Here is an 18,338-nt window from a genome sequence, read left to right as displayed (position 1 = left end):
GCCAAAACCGCCGGGGACGCGGAGTGTCGTGCAGGTCTCCTCCGGCCAATCCGGTGCGGCCCGGACCCGAAAGGTAAGCTGCACGGCGGCCCGCTTCGAGTTGATCGACGCCCATCGCGCGTGCGGGCGGCCGCGGGGCTGTGCAGTGGTGCGCCCTCGCCATTCAGCAGGGGAGACAGAAGGAAGGAGCGGCGAGCCGGCGTGTCCGAAGCGCAACTCGACCATTCCGTGCGATCCGTGCTCAGCGACCCCTCGCAGGCTCCTTCCCGGCCACTGCGCGCCTGGCAGCGGCGAGCCCTCACCAGGTACCTGTCGAGCAAGCCTCAGGACTTCCTGGCGGTCGCGACGCCGGGCGCGGGCAAGACGACCTTCGGGCTGCGGGTCGCCGCGGAGCTGCTGGCCGACCGCACGGTTGAGGCGGTGACCGTGGTGGCTCCCACCGAGCACCTCAAGCACCAGTGGGCGTTGGCCGCCGGCGGCGCGGGCATCCCGCTGGACTCCAACTTCCGCAACAGCGACGGCATCACCTCCAGCGACTACCGCGGCGTCGTGGTGACCTACGCGCAGGTCGCGGCGCATTCGACGCTGCACCGGGTGCGCACCGAACGTCGCAAGACGCTGGTGATCCTCGATGAGGTGCACCACGCGGGCGACGCGAAGTCCTGGGGCGATGCGATCCGGGAGGCGTTCACCCCGGCCGTCCGGCGCCTGTCGTTGACCGGTACCCCGTTCCGCAGCGACGACTCGCCGATCCCGTTCATCGGCTACGAACCCGACGCCGACGGCTCGCTGCGCAGCCGCCCGGACCACTCCTACGGCTACTCCGATGCCCTCAACGACGGCGTCGTCCGGCCGGTGCTGTTCCTGGCGTACTCCGGCGAGGCCCGGTGGCGCACCAACGCAGGCGACGAGTTCAGCGCCCGCCTCGGCGAGCCGCTGACCGCCGAGCAGACCGCGCGGGCCTGGCGGACCGCCCTGGACCCGGCGGGGGAGTGGGTCCCGACGGTGCTGCAGGCCGCCGACACCCGGTTGACGCAGCTGCGCAAGGGCGGCATCCCGGACGCCGGTGGCCTGGTGATCGCCACCGACCACGTCACGGCCAAGGCCTACGCGAAGACCCTGCACAGGCTCACCGGGCACGACCCGGTGGTGGTGCTCTCCGACGACCCGCAGGCGTCCGGGCGGATCGCCGAGTTCGCCGAGTCCGAGGACCGCTGGATGGTCGCGGTCCGCATGGTCAGCGAAGGCGTCGACGTGCCGCGGCTGGCGGTCGGCGTCTACGCCACGAGCTCCTCGACGCCACTGTTCTTCGCGCAGGCCGTGGGCCGGTTCGTGCGGTCCCGGCGGCCGGGCGAGACGGCGAGCATCTTCCTACCGAGCGTCCCGGTGCTGCTTGAGCTGGCCAGCCAGCTGGAAGCACAGCGGGACCACGTGCTCGGCAAGCCGCACCGGGAGAAGGACGGCTGGGACGACGAGCTGCTGGCCGCGGCCAACAGCAAGCGCGACGAGCCCGGCGAGGACGAGAAGGCGTTCACCTCGCTGGGTGCCGAGGCCGAGCTGGACCAGGTGATCTACGACGGCTCGTCGTTCGGCACGGCCGCGTTCAGCACGACCGATGAGGAGCAGGACTACCTCGGGCTGCCCGGCCTGCTGGAACCCGACCAGGTGCGCGCGCTGCTGCGGCAGCGCCAGGAGCAGCAGCTGGAGGACGTCGGCAAGCGCGAGGCAGTGGCGAAGGCGGCGAAGGTCGCCGAGCAGGCCGAGCAGCGCGCGCGGCCGCAGACCGTGCAGGAGCGGTTGCAGAAGCTCCGCAAGGAGCTGAACACGCTCGTTTCGCTACACCACCACCGCACCCGGAAGCCGCACGGCAAGATCTACAACGAGCTGCAGAAGACCTGCGGCGGACCGCCCACCGCGATGGCCACCGTCGAACAGCTCGAAGAGCGCATCGCCACCCTGCGTTCCTGGTGACCGCTCGGGCAGTGGACCCGAATGGTGCAGCGGTAATCTGTTCGGTCGCCGACCTCGGTCTCATAGGGTCGGGGCATGGCTTTTGACGTGGAGAAGATCCGGGCGCAGTATCCGGCGTTGGCGGACGGTCGGGCGTGGTTGGACGGCGCTGCGGGCACCCAGGTCCCGCAGCCGGTGATCGACGTGGTCAGCGACGCTTACCGGGTCGGGATGTCCAACGTGGGCGGCCCGTACGAGTCCAGCCGCCGCGCCGCCGGGATCGTCGCGGAGGCGCGGGCGTCCGTCGCCGACCTGGTGGGTGCCCCGGACCCCGCGTGCGTGGTGTTCGGCCCGAGCATGACCGCCCTGACCTACCGGTTCGCCGCCGTGCTCGCCGCCGGTTGGCGGCCCGGCGACGAGATCGTGGTGACGCAGCTGGACCACGACGCCAACGTGCGCCCCTGGGTGCAGCACGCGCGGCGGGCGGGTGCGGCCGTGCGGATGGCGGAGCTGGACCCCGCGACGGGCGAGCTGCCCGTCGACCACGTCACCAGCCTCATCGGCGAGCGCACCAAACTGGTCGCCGTCACGGCGGCCTCGAACGTGCTGGGCACCATGCCCGACCTGCGGGCGATCACCGACCGGGCCAGGCAGGTCGGCGCCCTGTCCTACGTCGACGGGGTCCAGCACTGCCCGCACGCCCACGTGCGCCTGGCCGACCTGGGCCCCGACTTCTACGCGACCAGCGCCTACAAGTGGGCGGGGCCGCACTTGGCCGCGGTGGTCGCCGCCGACCCGTGGTCGCTGGAGAACCTGCACCCGGACAAGCTCACGCCCTCGCCGGACACCTCGCCGGAGCGGTTCGAGCTCGGCACCAACCCGTTCGCCGCGTTGGCCGGGGTGGTGGCCGCCGTGGAGCACCTGGCCGGGCTGGATTCCGACGCCGACGGCAGCCGGGCCGAGCGGCTGGCGGTCTCTCGCCGTTCAGTGCAGGCCCACGAGGACGAACTGGCCCGGGCGCTGTTCGACGGGATCGCGGCGCTGGACGGGGTGGTTCGCTATGGCGCTCCGCAGGGCGCATGCACTCCCACGGCGTTCTTCGGGCTCCCGGGGAAGGAACCCGCGGCCGTCGCGGAGCAGCTCGCCGAGCGCGGTCTGAACGTCTCCTACGGGCATTCGTACGCCTGGGAGGCGGTGCACGCCCTCGGCATCGGCCCGAAGGGCGGCGTGCGGGCTAGCCTGTCGCACTACACGAGCCGGTCGGAGGTGCAACGACTGCTCGACGCGCTGGCCGAAATTGCCAGCTGAGAACGGGCGGTTCCGCAGGTAGTCGGCCGTGAGTGCTTCTGGGCGCGATGGCACCGTAAAGCGCTCACGGGGCCTGACCATGCGGAACCTCTGCAAAAACGACCGGGCCCCCGCAGGGAACCTGCGGGAGCCCGGTGTTCGGTCTGACGGGTTCTTACTGCTCGTCCTGCTGGAGGTCGGCCTGCACCTCGCGCAGCCCGGCCTCGTACGCACGGGCGTGGTGCCCGCAGAACAGAAGCTCGCTACCGGATGGCAATACGGCGCGAAGCTTCGCAGCGGCCCCGCAGCGGTCGCAGCGGTCGGCGGCGGTCAGCTCGGGGCGGGTGAGCGTTCCCGGCATCGTGATCTCCCTCCGTCCCGGCGTCGGAATCACCCGACGCCCTCGATCCTGCTACGACCACCGTCGGCCCACTGGCTGCGGGAGCGGTGCTCGTTGGCTCCACTCTTCCAGACGCTGCGGCCCCAGTCAGTGTTCCCGCGCCGGGTGGCGACGGTCGTCACCATGAAGTACCCGGTTGTAGCAGCACCGCTCGCGGAGTGTGATCAACACTGCGGAAAGCCTTGTGACATGGGGAAATAACGCCTGGTGAGGCCGGTTTCCGGAAGTCGATGCCGATCAGGATCCGGAAATTTGGTGTTTCAGATCACAGGTCGGGCGCCATTTCGCGGCCGCCGGTTCCGCTGGAAGCGAACAGGAAATCCCACCAGGTGGACGGTTTCGGCGGGGAAAGTGCCCTCCGACGGCCCTCTCCGGTGTCTCCAGCGACAGTTGGGGCACCCCGCGCAACGGCGCGCTCAAGCGATGTGCCTCGCCTGGTACCTCCCGGTCGTGCGCCACGGCTCACCGCCGGGCGGTCGGCCCGTTCTGGAGAGCGGTGCCCAGTGCGGATCATCGAACCGGAATCCGCGCCGCTTCACCTGTGATCAGCCCGCATGGGCCGACAAGCCGTCCGAGCGCGGAGATCGGCTCAGCGGGCCCTGGGCCAGTCGAGGGTGACGGTCTGCCCCGGTTTTCCGACGGTCCCGGTCTTCGAGCCCGAGGTGCCGATTCCGGCGCTGCCAGAGGTCCCCGGCGTGCCGGTGGCGCCGGACGGGTCCGAGCGGAGCTCGAGCGGCGTCACCTGGTCGGTCAGCACGGGCGGCGAGGCCGGTGGTTCCGCTGCGGTGGGCATCCGTGCGGGGAGCGCGGCGCCGGCCCCCAGCAGCACGGCCAGCGCGGCGAATGAGGTGAGCGCGAGGACGAGGAACCGAACGGACATGATGCGCACCCCCTTGTGCGGCTGCCTCTTGAGGTTCGGTTTCCCCATGATGGGCTCCCGCGCCCGGATGGACGCGGGCAGAACGTCCCGAGGTGATTCGGCACCCGAAAAGACCGATGCCGCCGACCCGCGAGATCGCAGGTCGGCGGCATCGGTCTAGATGAAGCTCAGTCCAGGTAGTCGCGCAGCACCTGGGACCGGGACGGGTGGCGCAGCTTCGACATCGTCTTGGACTCGATCTGCCGGATCCGCTCCCGGGTCACCCCGTAGACCTGGCCGATCTCGTCCAGCGTCCGCGGCTGGCCGTCGGTCAGCCCGAACCGCAGCCGGACCACGCCGGCCTCCCGCTCGGACAGCGTCGCCAGCACCGACTGCAGTTGGTCCTGCAGCAACGTGAACGACACCGCGTCGACCGCGACGACCGCCTCGGAGTCCTCGATGAAGTCACCGAGCTGGCTGTCGCCCTCGTCGCCGATGGTCTGGTCCAGGGAGATGGGTTCCCGGGCGTACTGCTGGATCTCCAGCACCTTCTCCGGGGTGATGTCCATTTCCTTGGCGAGCTCTTCGGGCGTGGGCTCGCGGCCAAGGTCCTGCAGCAGCTCGCGCTGGATCCGGCCGAGCTTGTTGATCACCTCGACCATGTGCACCGGGATGCGGATGGTGCGGGCCTGGTCGGCCATGGCGCGGGTGATGGCCTGCCGGATCCACCAGGTCGCGTACGTGGAGAACTTGTAACCCTTGGTGTAGTCGAACTTCTCCACCGCGCGGATGAGGCCGAGGTTGCCCTCCTGGATGAGGTCCAGGAACGCCATGCCGCGGCCGGTGTAGCGCTTGGCCAGGCTCACGACCAGGCGGAGGTTCGCCTCCAGCAGGTGGTTCTTCGCCCGCTCGCCGTCGCGCACGATCCAGCGCAGGTCGCGGCGCATCTGGGTGGTTAGCTGCTCGCCGGCCTCCTCGACCTGCCGCAGCCGCTCCGCGCCGTAGAGACCGGCCTCGATGCGCTTGGCCAGCTCCACCTCTTCCTCGGCGTTGAGCAGCGCGACCTTGCCGATCTGCTTCAGGTAGGCGCGCACCGAGTCGGCGGAGGCCGTCAGTTCGGCGTCCTTGCGCGCCTGCCGGAGCGCCTCGGACTCCTCTTCGTCCCAGACGAAGTCGCCGGATTCCTTGGTCTCCTCCTCCGGAACCGGCTCTTCCGGAATTTCCACCTCGACGTCGGCGAGGTCGCCGACGTCCGGGGACGTCAGGTCGGTTTCGATCGGTTCGTCGATCTCCATGCCCTCGCCGCTGCCCTTTTCGGAAGCCGACTTGGTCGACTTCTTAGCCGGGGCCTTGGCGCCCTTCTTGGCCCCCGCCGACTTCGCGGCGGTGGTCTTGCGGGCCGTCGACTTCGCACCCGTCGAGCTCTTGGGAGTGCTCTTGCGCGCGGCGGTGGAGTTCGTCTGCTCGGTGTCAGACGAAGCAGCCGCCTCCGAAGCTGGGGTGGCCTGGGACTGGCCCGACTGGGACTGGGCACCGCCGGTTGCTGCAGCGGAGCGTCGGGTTGCGGTTTCTGCGGCTGCCACGTACGCCCTTTCGCGACGGTCGATCAGGGCAGGCCGGAGGGCGCGAAACCTCGGCCGCCAAAGGTCGGGGAACAACCCACCGGATTCAGCCCTGCTGTGTTGAGGAAACACCCGGTGCCTGCCTCGGCTTTTTCCTCGACGAGGACTTCGAATCAAGTGGGCTGTGTTCCATTGTAGCTGCGATGCGGGGGTGCGGTTCCGCTGCAAGGCGGAGTCCGCGCGTCCCGACATGTGCTACGTGGTCGGCAGATCAGGTGTTATGCCTGGTCGCGGCTGCCGTCGCGGCCCCGACGATTCCGGCGTCGTTGCGGAGCGCCGCGGCCACCACGGGCGTGCGGGTCTCCAGCAGCGGAATCCACTTTTGACCCTTTCTGCTGACCCCGCCGCCGGCGATGATCAGGTCGGGCCAGATGAACTTCTCGAGCGCCTGGATGTAGTGGCTGACCCGCGGCGCCCACTGCTCGTAGGTCAGCTCCAGGTCGTCCTTCACCGAGGCCGCGGCCTGCTTCTCGGCGTCGCGGCCGTCCACCTCGATGTGCCCGAACTCGGTGTTGGGCACCAGCTTGCCGTCCACGAACATGGCGCTGCCGATGCCGGTGCCGAAGGTCAGCACCACCACGAGGCCGCGGTGACCGGCGCCGGCCCCGCTGCGCATCTCCGCGGTGCCGGCGGCGTCGGCGTCGTTGAGCACCAGCACGTCGTCCCGGGTGCGGCCGAGCCGCTCCGCGAACAGCTCCTGGGCGTCCGTACCGATCCAGCCCTTGTCGATGTTCGCCGCGGTGAGCGCGGTGCCGTCCTTGATCACGCAGGGCAGCGTGACGCCGACCGGACCAGTCCAGGAGAACTTCTCGACGATCTCCGCCACGGCATCCGCCACGGCGGACGGGGTCGAGGGCTGCGGGGTGGAGATCCGCATCCGCTCCTCGGCCAGCACGCCACCGTCGATGTCGACTGGGCAGCCCTTGATGCCCGACCCGCCGATATCAACGCCGAAACCGCGGGCAGTCGCCATGGCTGATCCTTCCTACTCGATTCAGATGAGGGTGTGCAGACCTTAACCGGGTTGTGTTGCGATGTGAACGTGGGATTGGCAGCAGAAGTAGACGCAAAAGACTTGTGCCAGGTAGCGGTGCGGATCGCTCGCGAGGCCGCAGATCTGGCCCGTACGGTGCGTGACGAATCAGTCACCGATGGTGCGGTTCATACGAAGAGTACCGAGACCGATGTCGTCACGGCAGGTGATCGAGCGGTGGAGCGACTCGTGCGGGAGCGGCTGGCGCACCTGCGGCCCGGCGAGTCGGTGCTGGGGGAGGAGGAAGGCGGCGAAGGCGCGCTCGAAGGGCTGCGCTGGGTGGTCGACCCGATCGACGGCACCGTCAACTACCTGTACGGCTTCCCCTGGTACTCCGTTTCGCTCGCCGCGCAGCTCGACGGGCGTTCGGTGGCCGGTGCGGTGGTGGAGCCGGTTTCCGGCCGGGTGTGGAGCGCCGCCGCCGGGCACGGCGCCTTCCTCGACGGCCGCCCGCTACGGGTCTCGAACGCCGACCGGCTCGACCTGTCGCTGATCGGCACCGGGTTCGCCTACTCTGTGGAGCGCCGCACGGCGCAGGCCCAGGTGCTCGGTCGGCTGCTGGGCCAGGTGCGCGACATCCGGCGGGCCGGGGTGGCGTCGCTGGACTTGTGCGCCGTCGGCGCTGGCTGGTTGGACGGCATGTACGAGGTCGGCCTCAACCGGTGGGACTGGGCGGCTGGTGCGCTGATCGCCGCCGAGGCCGGTGCGGAACTGCGGCTGCCGCAGCCGGGGTCGACCGACGGATTGGGCGACGGGATGATCGTCTGCGCTGCGCCGGGGATCGCGGGGGAGCTGACCGACGCGCTGCTCCGCGCCGCTGCCGGACGCGTCTGACCATCGGCGGATGTCAGGTGAAGGGCGCCCCTGCTCGCTGCCTCCCGGGGCAGCGGGTGGAGGTGTCCTTCGCTCGGAACTGTTGCGTCAGCAGTGCACGTCGCGGGCCTTGTTGAGCAGCTCGCTATCGATCTGCGGCGGTGTCACCTCTTGGTGGGCCCCGCCCTGCTGGTCCCGCTGCGGCACCCAGTTCTCCAACTCCTGGAGCGCCTGCTTGGCTTCCGAGGTGGTCTTGATGTCGTCGAAGGCCGACCCCAGCGCGAAGTCGATGCTGGCGTCGTGGCGGTCGTCGCGCACCAGTTGGGCGCACGGCGCGATGAGGCTCAGCGTCCGCGCCCCGCTCACCCCGGCAACACCGAAGCGGATCTGGCCGTGGCACTTCAGGTCGTAGTTGACGTAGACCGGGTCGTTGTCCGCGCCGCCCTTGGCGAAGCCGAGGCTGGCGAGCTCGTCGCTGACCAGCGACGCCTGCCGGGTCTCGCCGTTGCCGTTGAGCACCCGCACCTGCACGTCCTGCGGCGGCATCGGGTTGGTCGAATCGAGCGCGTTGCGCGGCAGCATCTGACCCAGCGGCACCGGCTCGGTGGTTTCTCCGCCCTGAGGCGCGGCGGTCGGCATCCCGGGCGGGTTGCAGGTGGTCGCGGCGTCGATGTCCTTCACCGAATCGAAGACCCGGGTCCACAGCAGTCCGGACAGCACCACGAGCCCGACCAGCACCGCCAGAGCGGGCAGTGGTCGACGCCGCCGGTAACGGGTTCGTCGCCCCGACCTTGCACTCACGGCTGACACGTCCCGCCCCTCCCTGGATGTTGCGACCAGCCTGCGCCCGTCTTCACTAGATCAGCCTATGCGTACAACTTGCGTCGCGCGGCGCTGGACGTCGCGACCGTGTCGCGGACGCCGGGCGTGGGCCGCTGAATCGATGCCGATGAGTGAACTGCCTGGGCACCGCATCACAAGGCGAATTGCTGGGCAACCGAAGAAGGCGACCGGGCGGCGCCGGAGGGTTGATCTTCGACAGCCCGCGGATGCAGCGAACACCACACCTATGGGTGACCCGATGCGTGCGCGGACTCGGCATGAGCTATCCTCTCGGCGCCTCACGGAGTGCCGGATGAGGCAAGTCGCTCATAACGGGGGAACTGAACGCGTTGCAGGGCGAGACCACGATCACTGTGCCAGCGGGCACAAAGTCGGGTCCTGGAACGTTTACCAGCGGCACACCATTGCAGTCTCCACTAACGCAGGGGTGAATCACGATGGCGACCGACTACGACGCTCCGCGCCGCGAGTCCGAGGACTTGGCTGAGGACTCGTTGGAGGAGCTGAAGGCGCGACGCAACGATGCGCAATCCGGCGTCGTCGACGAGGACGAAGGGGCGATCGCGGAGAACTTCGAACTGCCGGGCGCGGACCTGTCCGGCGAGGAGATGACCGTCAAGGTGCTCCCGAAGCAGGCTGACGAGTTCACCTGCTCGAGCTGCTTCCTCGTCCACCACCGCAGCCGGCTGGCCGAGAACCGCAACGGCCAGCCCGTTTGCCGCGACTGCGCCGCCTGATCCAGGCGGCCGGGCGTCGACGAGACCGGGAAGTGGCTGGGCACACGCTGACGGCGTGTGCCCAGTTGTTTTGCGGACCGATCCCGCACGGCCGTGCGTCGTCGTTCGACGAACGCGCGGCGGTGCCGGTTCGCGCGGGCCGAGCCGAGTCGCTGCGCCGTTTCGAAAGTAATTTCGGGACGGTCAGCGCTCGCCCGCCGCGTTCACGCCTTCTTCAGGGCGGCGATGAGTTCTTCGGGACGCCGGGTGCTGACCACCCAGTACGGGGTGGGGTCGTCCGGGTCGTTCAACCAGATCCGCACCGAGGTGCGGATCCACGAGCGGTGCACCATGAACGCGGCCGGGTCCAGGTCCGGGCCGAGCGCCTGCCGCTGCTCGGCGGGGGTGATGACCTCGACCTCGTCGATGAACCGCAGCGGCAGGTGGGCGTCGCCGACCCACAGCTCACCCCCGGTGACCTCGACCTTGATCCGGCCCAGCCAGATCGGGATCGCGATGGCCAGCGTGATGAGCACGACGTAGGGCAACCACGCGCGCACGCCCGGGTAGCCCATGTGCACCGTGGCGGCCATGATCGCGGCACCGATCACCGGCAACGGCCACGTCCACCAGGACGCGTACAACCGTTCGCGGAACACCGGACGTCCCTCCGCATTCGCCTGACCGGGGGTGTCCCCGGCGATGCTGACCGCTTCTCCGCTTTCCGACACGGCTTCAGGGTAGTCTCGCCGCCCGTGTCGAACGTGAAGGTCCTGCTGACCCGACTTGACCCCGATGTGCCGCTGCCCGCGTACGCGAAACCAGGCGACGCCGGTGCGGATCTGGTGACCACCAGCGACGTGGTGCTCGAACCCGGCGAACGAGCCGTGGTAGGCACGGGTATCGCGGTGGCGCTGCCCGAGGGCTACGCGGGTTTCGTGCACCCGCGTTCGGGCCTGGCCGCCAAGGCGGGGTTGAGCGTGGTCAACGCACCGGGCACCGTTGATTCTGGGTACCGCGGTGAGATCAAGGTCTGCCTGATCAACCATGATCGTGAGGTACCGCTGTCGTTGCGGCGCGGTGACCGGATCGCCCAGCTCGTCGTGCAGAAGGTCGAGCAGGCGGTGTTCCAGGAGGTCGCCGAGCTGCCGGCGTCACAGCGAGGTGCCGGGGGCTACGGGTCCACCGGTGGGCACGAGGTGCTGGCGGTCTCGGGGGCCGAGGCCGGCCACAGGACGGAGGGCTGAGGGGATGTTCGGTTGGGGCCGCGGGCGCGGCAAACGCGCCGATGACGCCGCTGCGGACGCGGAGCTGAGCGCCGAGGAGCAGGACTTCGCGGAAGGTGGTCCGTTCGACGAGAGCGAGGCGCCCGACGACCAGGTGGAGCGGCTCGACCTCGGTTCGGTGCGGCTGCCGGTGCCGGAAGGCGGCCAGCTGCAGGTGGAGGTCGACCCGGCTGGCCCGGTGCGCGCCGTGCACCTGGTCACGCAGGTCGGCCGGTTGACGGTCAGCGCGTTCGCGGCGCCGCGCAGCAGCGGGCTGTGGGCGGAGGTCAGCGCGGAACTCGCTGACCAGCTGCGCAACGACGGTGCCCAGGTGCACGCGGAGCGGGGCGACTGGGGAACCGAGCTGGTGGCCGACTCGCCGAAGGCGGCGCTGCGGTTCGTCGGGGTGGACGGCCCGCGGTGGCTGCTGCGCGGCGTCGCGGCCGGACCGGCGGAGCACGCCGAGGAGTGCACGAAACTGCTGTACGCGGTCCTCGACGAGACCATCGTGGTACGCGGTGCCGAACCGATGCCGGTGCGCACGCCGCTGCCGATCCAGCTGCCGGAGGCGATCCTGCGCCACATCCAGCAGGCCCAGGCCCAGAACAACGGCCAACCGGGCTGAAACCGGTTCGACCGGGCACGAAGCGACCTGGACGTGCATCAAAGTCGGGGATTCCGGAGTCGAGGGGCGTCTGAGGTTCCGCCACTCGCACCGTCACGAAAGGCGACTCGCGCGACGAGTAAGTTCGATGCGTGCCGGACTTCGCTGAGTGGTGGGTCTACCTCGGGGCTGCGCTGCTGATCGCTTTCGTGCCCGGTCCCGGCATGCTCTACGTGCTGGCGCGCAGCATCCGAGGCGGCTCCCGCGAAGGCGTGCTCTCGGCATTCGGCAACACCCTGGGCGCTTCGCTGCACGAGTGCTGGCGGCTGCCGTCGGTCTGTCGGCGCTCCTGATGGCCTCGGCGGAGGCGTTCACCGTGGTGAAGCTCATCGGTGCCGCCTAAGTCATCTACTTGGGCGCCCGCGCGTTGTGGGAGTTGCGCAAGGGCACCGGTGGGCAGCCGCAGGAAGCGCCGCGGCAGCGCGGGTCGGCGGTGCTGCAGGGCTTCGTCTCCGAGGTGTTCAACCCGAAGACAGCGATGTTCTTCCTGGCCTTCCTGCCCCAGTTCGTGCACCCGGAGCGGGGTTCGACCTCCCCGGTCTTCCTGGTGCTGGGGGCCGTCTTCGTGGCGTTCGTGCTGGTCTCCGACCTGCTGGTGGCGTCCTTCGCGGGCCCGTTGTCGGCGCGCGTGGCCCGGAACCCGCGTTGGTGGCGGCGCCAGCAGGTCGCCAGCGGCACCACGTTGATCGGCCTTGGCGAGGCGCTGGCGCTCTCCCAGAACCAGGAAACGGGAAAATTCCTGTTCTTCCCGTTTCGCGCGTTTCCGGTGGATCACGGAATAGCCGATCGGGCGGGTCAAGTTCTTAATCCCGCAGGGCCCGCGACGACGCCGTTGCGGACGGCTACGCTGGGGGTGCACGGGCTGCGAGTCGAGCCCCGGAAGCGCACAGGAGCGCTAGATGAGCAAGACCGACGGCGGCTACTGGCGTCGCCTCGTACGCCGCTTGACCAGCGACGTCGCCGAGCTTGACGCCGACGATCTCTCGCAGCGGTCCCAAGCCGGTGGAGCCCAGCGCGCGAGCGACTGCCAGTGCGGGCAGGAGGCCGTGGTGCTCGGCCGGGTGCGCAGCGTGGGCTTGTGCCCGAAGGCATCGGCCCCGACGCTGGAGGCCGAGCTGTACGACGGCACCGAGGATGTGACCTTGGTCTGGCTGGGGCGCCGCCGGATCACCGGGATCGAACCGGGACGCATCATCAAGGCCCGGGGCCGGATCGCGGTCCGCGACGGGCGCAAGGTGCTTTACAACCCCTACTACGAGTTGCAGAACACCGCATGAGCGAACGCGACGCATCCGCCGCCGGGCTGCCCGCCCAGGACGCGGCCGACCACCAGCCGGACCAGACCGCGCAGCGGGACGCCGCCCCCGAGAAGACCCTGCTCGAACAGATGGGCGGCGTCGGAGGGCTGGCCTACTCGGCGGTCCCGATCGTGGTCTTCGTACTGGTCAGCTCCTTCACCTCGCTGATGCCGGCGATCTGGTCGGCGATCGGCGTGGCGATCGGGATCGCGATCTTCCGGATGGTGCGCAAGGAACCGCTGCAGCCGGCCATCTCCGGTGTTCTCGGGGTCGCGGTGTGCTCGTTCATCGCCTACCGCTCCGGCGACGCCAAGGGCTTCTTCCTGCTGGGCATCTGGACGAGCCTGATCTACGGCGGGGTGTTCCTGGTGTCGGTGCTGGCCCGCTGGCCGCTGGTCGGCGTGGCCTGGTCGGCGCTGAACGGGCTGGGCTTCTCCTGGCGCAAGCAGCGTCGAGCGCTGCGCGGCTACGACCTGGCGACGCTGGCCTGGACCGTGGTGTTCGCGGCGAAGTACGTGGTGCAGCAGTGGCTGTATGACTCGGACCAGACCGGCTGGCTGGCGTTCGCCCGGATCGCGATGGGCTACCCGCTGACCGGCCTGGCGCTGATCGTCACGGTCTGGGCGGTCCGCCGCGCCGCGAAGGTCGCAGAGCAGGAGAAGGCCGAGGCCCGGGAGGCCGGAACCCTCGACTCCAAGCCCTCGATGGGCTGACCCGGCGATTTCGCGCGAAATCGCCACGCCCCGTCCGTCAGTCGGCGGGTTGACGGTCGTGGATGATCGCCCGGATCTGCTGCTCGACGTCGGCGGTGGCCACGAACAGCATTTCGTCGCCCGCCTCCAGCGGGTCGTCGGCCTGCGGGACGATCACCCGGCCGCCGCGCAGGATGGTGACCAGCGCCGCATCGGAGGGCAGCTTCAGGTCGCGGACCCGGCGCCCGGCCAGCGGGGTGGTGTCCGGCAGCGTCACCTCGACCAGGTTGGCCTGGCCCTGGCGCAGCGTCATCAGCCGCACTAGGTCGCCGACGTTGACGGCCTCCTCGACCATCGCGGCCAGCATCCGGGGCGTGGACACCGCGACGTCAACGCCCCACGCCTCGGTGAACAGCCACTCGTTGAGCGGGTCGTTGACGCGGGCCACCACGCGGCGCACTGCGAACTCCGTCTTCGACAGCAGCGACACCACCAGGTTGACCTTGTCGTCGCCGGTGGCCGCGATGACCACGTCGCAGGACTCCAGCCCGGCTTCCTCCAGCGACGCCAGCTCGCAGGCGTCGGCGAGCATCCACTCCGCGCCGCGGATGTTCTGCGGGTGGTAGTTCTGGACGCTCCGCTCGATCAGCAGGACGTCGTGGTCGCCTTCGAGCAGCTCCCGCGCGATGGACTGGCCGACCGCGCCGGCGCCCGCGATCGCGATGCGCATTACTCGCTCTCCTCGGGTGTGCGGCGGGCCGCCGCTGTGACGTCGGTGACGGTGCCGGACAGCGCCGCCACGTAAACCGTGTCGTCGGCCTGGATGATGGTCTTGGCGTCCGGGAGCACCCCGTTGCCGAACCGCATTATGAACGCGACCCGGGCGCCGGTGGTGGCCTCCAGCTCGGCGACCCGGCGGCCGATCCAGCCGTCGTCGAGCGGCAGCTGCAGGACCGCGACGGTGCCGGAGGGCTCCCGCCACGCCGTGGCGACGCCTTCGGGCAGCAGCATGCGCAGGAACCGGTCGGTCGTCCACGGCACCGTGGCCACCGTGGGGATGCCCAGCCGCTGGTAGACCTCGGCGCGCTTCGGGTCGTAGATCCGCGCCACGACGTGCTCGACGCCGAAGGTCTCGCGGGCCACCCGGGCCGAGACGATGTTGGAGTTGTCCCCGTTGGACACCGCGGCGAAGGCGGCCGCCTGCTCGATCCCCGCTTCGACCAGGATGTCCCGGTCGAAGCCGTTGCCGGTGACCTGCTGGCCGCGGAAGTCCTTGCCCAGGCGGTGGAACGCCTGCGGGTTCTTGTCCACCACGGCCACGGTGTGATCGAGCCGTTGCAGGGCCGCGGCCAGGGAGGCCCCGACCCGGCCGCAACCCATGATCACCACGTGCACGACGCTGTCTCCTCGCTGCGGGGTGCGGGTTCTGGCGACGACCTCGCGATCGTCTGCCGACCGTACCTTCACGGACGCGGGTCCGGTCCGGTTCGCGCCCGTCGGTTCCGGGCTGCTGCACCGTACCGGGTGAGGCGTCCACGTGGGCAGGGCGGAGGTCCGGATGTGACCTGAGAGGAATTCCGGCGGCCAGGGTCGCCTGCCGACCCACCTTTGCGCTTACGCTCTGTGCCGTGTCCAAGCTCGCAACCGCGGCGAAACGGTTGATCGTCGGTCGCCCGTTCCGCAGCGATCGCCTCGCGCACACGCTGCTGCCCAAGCGCATCGCCCTGCCCGTGTTCTCCTCCGACGCCATGTCCAGCGTCGCCTACGCGCCCGAAGAGATCCTCCTGGTGCTCTCGGTGGCCGGCGTGTCCGCCTTCGCGGTGAGCCCGTGGATCGGGATCCTGGTCGCGCTCGTGATGGTCACGGTGGTCGCTTCCTACCGGCAGAACGTGCGCGCCTACACCTCCGGCGGCGGCGACTACGAGGTGGCCTCCGTCAACCACGGCCCCCGGTGGGGGCTGGTGGTGGCCAGCGCCCTGCTGGTCGACTACATCCTCACGGTCGCGGTGTCGATCTCCTCGGCCGCCGCGAACATCGGCTCGGTCATCCCGTTCGTCGCGCAGCACAAGGTGCTGTTCGCCGTCGGTGCGATCGCGCTGCTGACCGCGCTGAACCTGCGCGGTGTCCGCGAGTCCGGTTCGCTGTTCGCGATCCCGACCTACGCCTTCGTGATCGGCGTCCTCGGCATGATCGGCTGGGGCTTCTTCCGCACCTTCGTGCTCGGCCAGGAGATGCCGGCCGAGAGCGCGAACTTCCAGATCTTGCCGGACGAAACCCAGATGGCCGGGGTGGCGTTCGTGTTCCTGGTGCTGCGGGCGTTCTCCTCCGGCAGCGCGGCGCTGACCGGTGTCGAGGCGATCAGCAACGGGGTGCCGGCCTTCCGCAAGCCGAAGTCCCGCAACGCGGCCACCACGCTGGCGCTGATGGGTGGCCTCGCGGTCACGATGTTCATGGGGCTGCTGATGCTGGCCCAGATCACCGGCGCGGTGATCGCCGAGGACCCGGCGCGCCAGCTGATCGGCGCGCCGCCCGGTTACGAGCAGAAGACGTTGGTCGCGCAGCTGGCGCGCGCGGTTTTCGCGGGCTTCCCGCCCGGCGTCTGGTACCTGGTGTTCTTCACCGGCCTGATCCTGGTGCTGGCCGCCAACACGGCGTTCAACGGTTTCCCGGTGCTGGGTTCGATCCTGGCGCAGGACCGGTTCCTGCCTCGCCAGCTGCACACCCGCGGCGACCGGCTGGCGTTCTCCAACGGCATCCTGTTCCTGGCCGCTGGGGCGATCATCCTGGTGTTCGCCTTCGAGGCCGAGGTCACCCGGCTGATTCAGCTCTACATCGTCGGCGTGTTCGTGTCTTTCGTGCTCAGCCAGAGCGGCATGATCCGGCACTGGAACCGGCTGCTGGGCAAGGAGACCGATCCACAGGCGCGGCGGCGGATGCGCCGCGCGCAGGTGATCAACACTTTCGGCCTGTTCATGACGGCCAGCGTGCTGGTGATCGTGCTGATCACCAAGTTCACCCACGGCGCCTGGATCGCGATCGCCGCGATGGCCGCGATCTACGTGCTGATGACGGCCATCCACCGGCACTACGATCGGGTCGGTGAGGAGCTCAAGCAGCAGGAGGCGGACGCGGTGCTGCCGTCGCGCAACCACGCGCTGATCCTGGTCTCCAAGCTGCACCTGCCGACCATGCGGGCGATCGCCTACGCGCGCGCCACCCGGCCGGACGTGCTCGAGGGCGTCACAGTCAACGTCGACGACGAGGACACCCGCGAGCTGACGAAGCGCTGGGAGGCGGAGAATCTCCCGGTGCCGTTGAAGGTGCTTGAGTCGCCGTACCGGGAGATCACCCGGCCGGTGCTGGAATACGTCAAGCGGATCCGGCGGGACAGCCCGCGCGACGTGGTGACCGTGTTCATCCCCGAATACGTCGTCGGCCACTGGTGGGAGCAACTGCTGCACAACCAGAGCGCGCTGCGGCTGAAGAGCCGACTGCTGTTCCAGCCGGGCGTGATGGTCACCAGCGTGCCGTGGCAGCTGGAGTCGTCCACGCGGGTCCGCCAGAAGCAGCTCACCTCGATGCCGGGCGCGACCCGGCGCGGGCTGGGTACGAACGGGAAGGTGAGCAGTGACCGAAAGGCCGGACTGGACCGGTAGGCGGCTGGAGATCGAGATCGGGCCGGTCGCGCACGGCGGCCATTGCGTGGCCCGGTACGAGGGCCGGGTGGTGTTCGTCCGCCACGCGTTGCCCGGGGAGGTCGTCGTCGCCGAGGTCACCGAGGACGCCGGTGGCGGCTTCTGCCGGGCCGATGCGGTCGAGGTGCTGACCGCGGCGGAGGGCCGGGTGAGCCCGCCGTGCCCGCTGGCGGACATGGCGCTCGGTCGCGACCGGTGCGGTGGCTGCGACTGGCAGCACGCCGCCGGCGAGACGCAGCGGGAGCTCAAGGCCGCGGTGATCGCCGAGCAGCTGCAACGTATCGCCGGGATCGACTGGCCGGTGCGGGTGCGGGAACTGCCCGGTGGCCTGCTGCGTTGGCGGAGCCGGGCGCGGCTGGCCGTGGACCGCAAGGGGCAGGCGGGATTCCGCGCGCACCGCAGCCACCGGGTGATCCCGGTCGAGGACTGCCCGATCACCGTCGGGGGCGCGCTGAGCGAGGTCACAAACCGCCGGTGGCGCCCGGGTGCGGAGCTGACGGTGGCGGCCGATGCCGCGGGCGAGGTGCACGTGACCGCCGTGGACCACAAGCCGCAGCGGCGTCACGCGCGCGCCGTCGCCAGGCAGGTGCAGGGCAGCGGGGTGGCTCGCGAATCCGCGGGCGGGCGGCCTTTCGACGTTGACGTGCAGGGCTTCTGGCAGGTGCACAAGGCCGCGCCGGACACCTTCACCGAGGTGGTTTCGCGCCTGGCGGCAGCGCCGGAGGGTGGCGTGGCCTGGGATCTCTACGGTGGGGTGGGCTTGTTCGCGGCGCCGCTCGCGGAGCAGGTCGGCCCGGCGGGTTCGGTGGTGCTGGTCGAGTCGTCGAGGCGTGCGGTGGAGGACGCGGTGGCGAACCTGCGGGACCTGCCGCAGGTGTCGTTCCGCGCGGGCACGGTGGAGGATTTGGCCACCGACGAGGACCTGCCGACCCCGGACGTCGTGGTGCTGGACCCGCCACGCAAGGGCGCCGGTCGGGACGTGGTGGACGCGGTGACGTCGCGTCGCCCGGCGCGGATCGTGCACGTCGCGTGCGATCCGGCGGCGCTGGCGCGGGACGTGGGGTTGTTCGCGGAGCGCGGCTACCGGATGACCGAGCTGGAGGCCTTCGACGCCTTCCCGATGACACACCACATCGAGTGCATCGCTTTGCTGGAGCCGGTCGGCTGAGCGCCGTTTCCCGGCTCGCGCTGTTCCGCTCGA

Annotated in this window: 20 protein-coding genes; 12 read left to right on the top strand and 8 right to left on the bottom strand. The window is 70.0% G+C overall.

The window, feature by feature from the left end:
• The first annotated feature begins 201 nt into the window (after nucleotides 1-201).
• Nucleotides 202-1,971, top strand: coding sequence for a DEAD/DEAH box helicase (locus tag DL519_RS20950; RefSeq protein WP_190817309.1), 1,770 nt, complete (start codon nucleotides 202-204; stop codon nucleotides 1,969-1,971).
• Nucleotides 1,972-2,046: 75 nt separating this feature from the next.
• Nucleotides 2,047-3,258, top strand: coding sequence for a cysteine desulfurase-like protein (locus tag DL519_RS20945; RefSeq protein ID WP_190817307.1), 1,212 nt, complete (start codon nucleotides 2,047-2,049; stop codon nucleotides 3,256-3,258).
• 154 nt (nucleotides 3,259-3,412) lie between these two features.
• Here the strand turns inward: DL519_RS20945 and DL519_RS20940 are convergent, their stop codons facing one another.
• The 4 genes from DL519_RS20940 to ppgK all read right to left on the bottom strand — a co-directional run bounded on the left by DL519_RS20940 (nucleotide 3,413) and on the right by ppgK (nucleotide 7,091).
• Complete coding sequence (locus tag DL519_RS20940) at nucleotides 3,413-3,598, bottom strand: DUF7455 domain-containing protein (RefSeq protein ID WP_168587342.1); 186 nt, start codon at nucleotides 3,596-3,598, stop codon at nucleotides 3,413-3,415.
• A gap of 628 nt (nucleotides 3,599-4,226) precedes the next feature.
• Nucleotides 4,227-4,565, bottom strand: a complete 339-nt coding sequence (locus DL519_RS20935; RefSeq protein ID WP_190817305.1) for a hypothetical protein — start codon at nucleotides 4,563-4,565, stop codon at nucleotides 4,227-4,229.
• 119 nt (nucleotides 4,566-4,684) lie between these two features.
• Complete coding sequence (locus DL519_RS20930; RefSeq protein WP_190824113.1) at nucleotides 4,685-6,106, bottom strand: RNA polymerase sigma factor; 1,422 nt, start codon at nucleotides 6,104-6,106, stop codon at nucleotides 4,685-4,687.
• A 223-nt stretch (nucleotides 6,107-6,329) separates the two neighbouring features.
• Nucleotides 6,330-7,091, bottom strand: a complete 762-nt coding sequence (ppgK, locus tag DL519_RS20925; RefSeq protein ID WP_190817304.1) for a polyphosphate--glucose phosphotransferase — start codon at nucleotides 7,089-7,091, stop codon at nucleotides 6,330-6,332.
• A 102-nt stretch (nucleotides 7,092-7,193) separates the two neighbouring features.
• Between ppgK and DL519_RS20920 the strand changes: the two genes are divergently transcribed.
• Nucleotides 7,194-7,985 (top strand): inositol monophosphatase family protein, encoded by a 792-nt coding sequence (locus tag DL519_RS20920; protein WP_223840330.1) that lies wholly within the window; start codon nucleotides 7,194-7,196, stop codon nucleotides 7,983-7,985.
• An 87-nt stretch (nucleotides 7,986-8,072) separates the two neighbouring features.
• Here DL519_RS20920 and cei read toward each other — a convergent pair whose 3' ends face one another.
• Complete coding sequence (gene cei / locus DL519_RS20915) at nucleotides 8,073-8,765, bottom strand: envelope integrity protein Cei (protein ID WP_223839343.1); 693 nt, start codon at nucleotides 8,763-8,765, stop codon at nucleotides 8,073-8,075.
• A gap of 479 nt (nucleotides 8,766-9,244) precedes the next feature.
• Between cei and DL519_RS20910 the strand changes: the two genes are divergently transcribed.
• Nucleotides 9,245-9,544: a DUF4193 domain-containing protein gene (locus tag DL519_RS20910; protein WP_010695032.1), complete on the top strand. Its 300-nt coding sequence runs from the start codon at nucleotides 9,245-9,247 to the stop codon at nucleotides 9,542-9,544.
• A gap of 203 nt (nucleotides 9,545-9,747) precedes the next feature.
• On the opposite strand, the gene DL519_RS20905 is transcribed toward DL519_RS20910, so the two are convergent.
• Nucleotides 9,748-10,254, bottom strand: a complete 507-nt coding sequence (locus DL519_RS20905) for a DUF3093 domain-containing protein (protein ID WP_190817298.1) — start codon at nucleotides 10,252-10,254, stop codon at nucleotides 9,748-9,750.
• A 24-nt stretch (nucleotides 10,255-10,278) separates the two neighbouring features.
• Between DL519_RS20905 and dut the strand changes: the two genes are divergently transcribed.
• The 6 genes from dut to DL519_RS20880 all read left to right on the top strand — a co-directional run bounded on the left by dut (nucleotide 10,279) and on the right by DL519_RS20880 (nucleotide 13,463).
• On the top strand, nucleotides 10,279-10,770 hold the full coding sequence (gene dut, locus DL519_RS20900) for a dUTP diphosphatase (RefSeq protein WP_168587348.1): 492 nt from the start codon (nucleotides 10,279-10,281) through the stop codon (nucleotides 10,768-10,770).
• A gap of 4 nt (nucleotides 10,771-10,774) precedes the next feature.
• Nucleotides 10,775-11,413, top strand: a complete 639-nt coding sequence (locus DL519_RS20895) for a DUF3710 domain-containing protein (protein WP_190817297.1) — start codon at nucleotides 10,775-10,777, stop codon at nucleotides 11,411-11,413.
• 131 nt (nucleotides 11,414-11,544) lie between these two features.
• Nucleotides 11,545-11,745: a hypothetical protein gene (locus DL519_RS46965; RefSeq protein ID WP_223839342.1), complete on the top strand. Its 201-nt coding sequence runs from the start codon at nucleotides 11,545-11,547 to the stop codon at nucleotides 11,743-11,745.
• 59 nt (nucleotides 11,746-11,804) lie between these two features.
• Nucleotides 11,805-12,422, top strand: coding sequence for a LysE family translocator (locus DL519_RS20890; protein WP_223839340.1), 618 nt, complete (start codon nucleotides 11,805-11,807; stop codon nucleotides 12,420-12,422).
• Nucleotides 12,352-12,729, top strand: a complete 378-nt coding sequence (locus tag DL519_RS20885) for an OB-fold nucleic acid binding domain-containing protein (protein ID WP_168587350.1) — start codon at nucleotides 12,352-12,354, stop codon at nucleotides 12,727-12,729. The genes DL519_RS20890 and DL519_RS20885 overlap by 71 nt, the downstream gene beginning before the upstream one ends.
• Nucleotides 12,726-13,463 carry a DUF3159 domain-containing protein gene (locus DL519_RS20880; protein WP_190817295.1) on the top strand — a complete coding sequence of 246 codons (738 nt, stop codon included), beginning with the start codon at nucleotides 12,726-12,728 and terminating at the stop codon, nucleotides 13,461-13,463. The genes DL519_RS20885 and DL519_RS20880 overlap by 4 nt, the downstream gene beginning before the upstream one ends.
• 37 nt (nucleotides 13,464-13,500) lie before the next feature.
• On the opposite strand, the gene DL519_RS20875 is transcribed toward DL519_RS20880, so the two are convergent.
• Together DL519_RS20875 and DL519_RS20870 are read right to left on the bottom strand one after the other, a co-directional pair.
• The gene (locus tag DL519_RS20875; RefSeq protein ID WP_190817293.1) at nucleotides 13,501-14,172 is read right to left on the bottom strand and encodes a potassium channel family protein; all 672 of its coding nucleotides are present in this window, start codon (nucleotides 14,170-14,172) and stop codon (nucleotides 13,501-13,503) included.
• A complete protein-coding gene (locus DL519_RS20870) occupies nucleotides 14,172-14,837 on the bottom strand; it encodes a potassium channel family protein (protein WP_190824112.1) in 666 nt (221 codons plus the stop codon). The genes DL519_RS20875 and DL519_RS20870 overlap by 1 nt, the downstream gene beginning before the upstream one ends.
• A gap of 233 nt (nucleotides 14,838-15,070) precedes the next feature.
• Here DL519_RS20870 and DL519_RS20865 point away from each other — a divergent pair, with 233 nt between their 5' ends.
• Complete coding sequence (locus DL519_RS20865; protein WP_190817291.1) at nucleotides 15,071-17,098, top strand: APC family permease; 2,028 nt, start codon at nucleotides 15,071-15,073, stop codon at nucleotides 17,096-17,098.
• Nucleotides 17,070-18,305 carry a class I SAM-dependent RNA methyltransferase gene (locus DL519_RS20860; protein ID WP_190817289.1) on the top strand — a complete coding sequence of 412 codons (1,236 nt, stop codon included), beginning with the start codon at nucleotides 17,070-17,072 and terminating at the stop codon, nucleotides 18,303-18,305. The genes DL519_RS20865 and DL519_RS20860 overlap by 29 nt, the downstream gene beginning before the upstream one ends.
• The last annotated feature ends 33 nt before the right edge of the window (nucleotides 18,306-18,338 follow it).

Source organism: Saccharopolyspora pogona, from assembly GCF_014697215.1.
In the GTDB taxonomy this organism is placed as follows: Bacteria; Actinomycetota; Actinomycetes; order Mycobacteriales; family Pseudonocardiaceae; genus Saccharopolyspora; species Saccharopolyspora hattusasensis.
The sequence above is the reverse complement of the archived record's forward strand: the minus strand, read 5'-3'. Positions and strand labels throughout refer to the sequence as shown.

Bases quoted from the DNA above. Each gene is read 5' to 3' on its own strand.
- DL519_RS20945 (WP_190817307.1), top strand. From the start codon at position 2,047: ATGGCTTTTGACGTGGAGAAGATCCGGGCGCAGTATCCGGCGTTGGCG.
- DL519_RS20940 (WP_168587342.1), bottom strand. From the start codon at position 3,598: ATGCCGGGAACGCTCACCCGCCCCGAGCTGACCGCCGCCGACCGCTGC.
- DL519_RS20935 (WP_190817305.1), bottom strand. From the start codon at position 4,565: ATGGGGAAACCGAACCTCAAGAGGCAGCCGCACAAGGGGGTGCGCATC.
- ppgK (WP_190817304.1), bottom strand. From the start codon at position 7,091: ATGGCGACTGCCCGCGGTTTCGGCGTTGATATCGGCGGGTCGGGCATC.
- DL519_RS20910 (WP_010695032.1), top strand. From the start codon at position 9,245: ATGGCGACCGACTACGACGCTCCGCGCCGCGAGTCCGAGGACTTGGCT.
- DL519_RS20895 (WP_190817297.1), top strand. From the start codon at position 10,775: ATGTTCGGTTGGGGCCGCGGGCGCGGCAAACGCGCCGATGACGCCGCT.
- DL519_RS20885 (WP_168587350.1), top strand. From the start codon at position 12,352: ATGAGCAAGACCGACGGCGGCTACTGGCGTCGCCTCGTACGCCGCTTG.
- DL519_RS20880 (WP_190817295.1), top strand. From the start codon at position 12,726: ATGAGCGAACGCGACGCATCCGCCGCCGGGCTGCCCGCCCAGGACGCG.
- DL519_RS20875 (WP_190817293.1), bottom strand. From the start codon at position 14,172: ATGCGCATCGCGATCGCGGGCGCCGGCGCGGTCGGCCAGTCCATCGCG.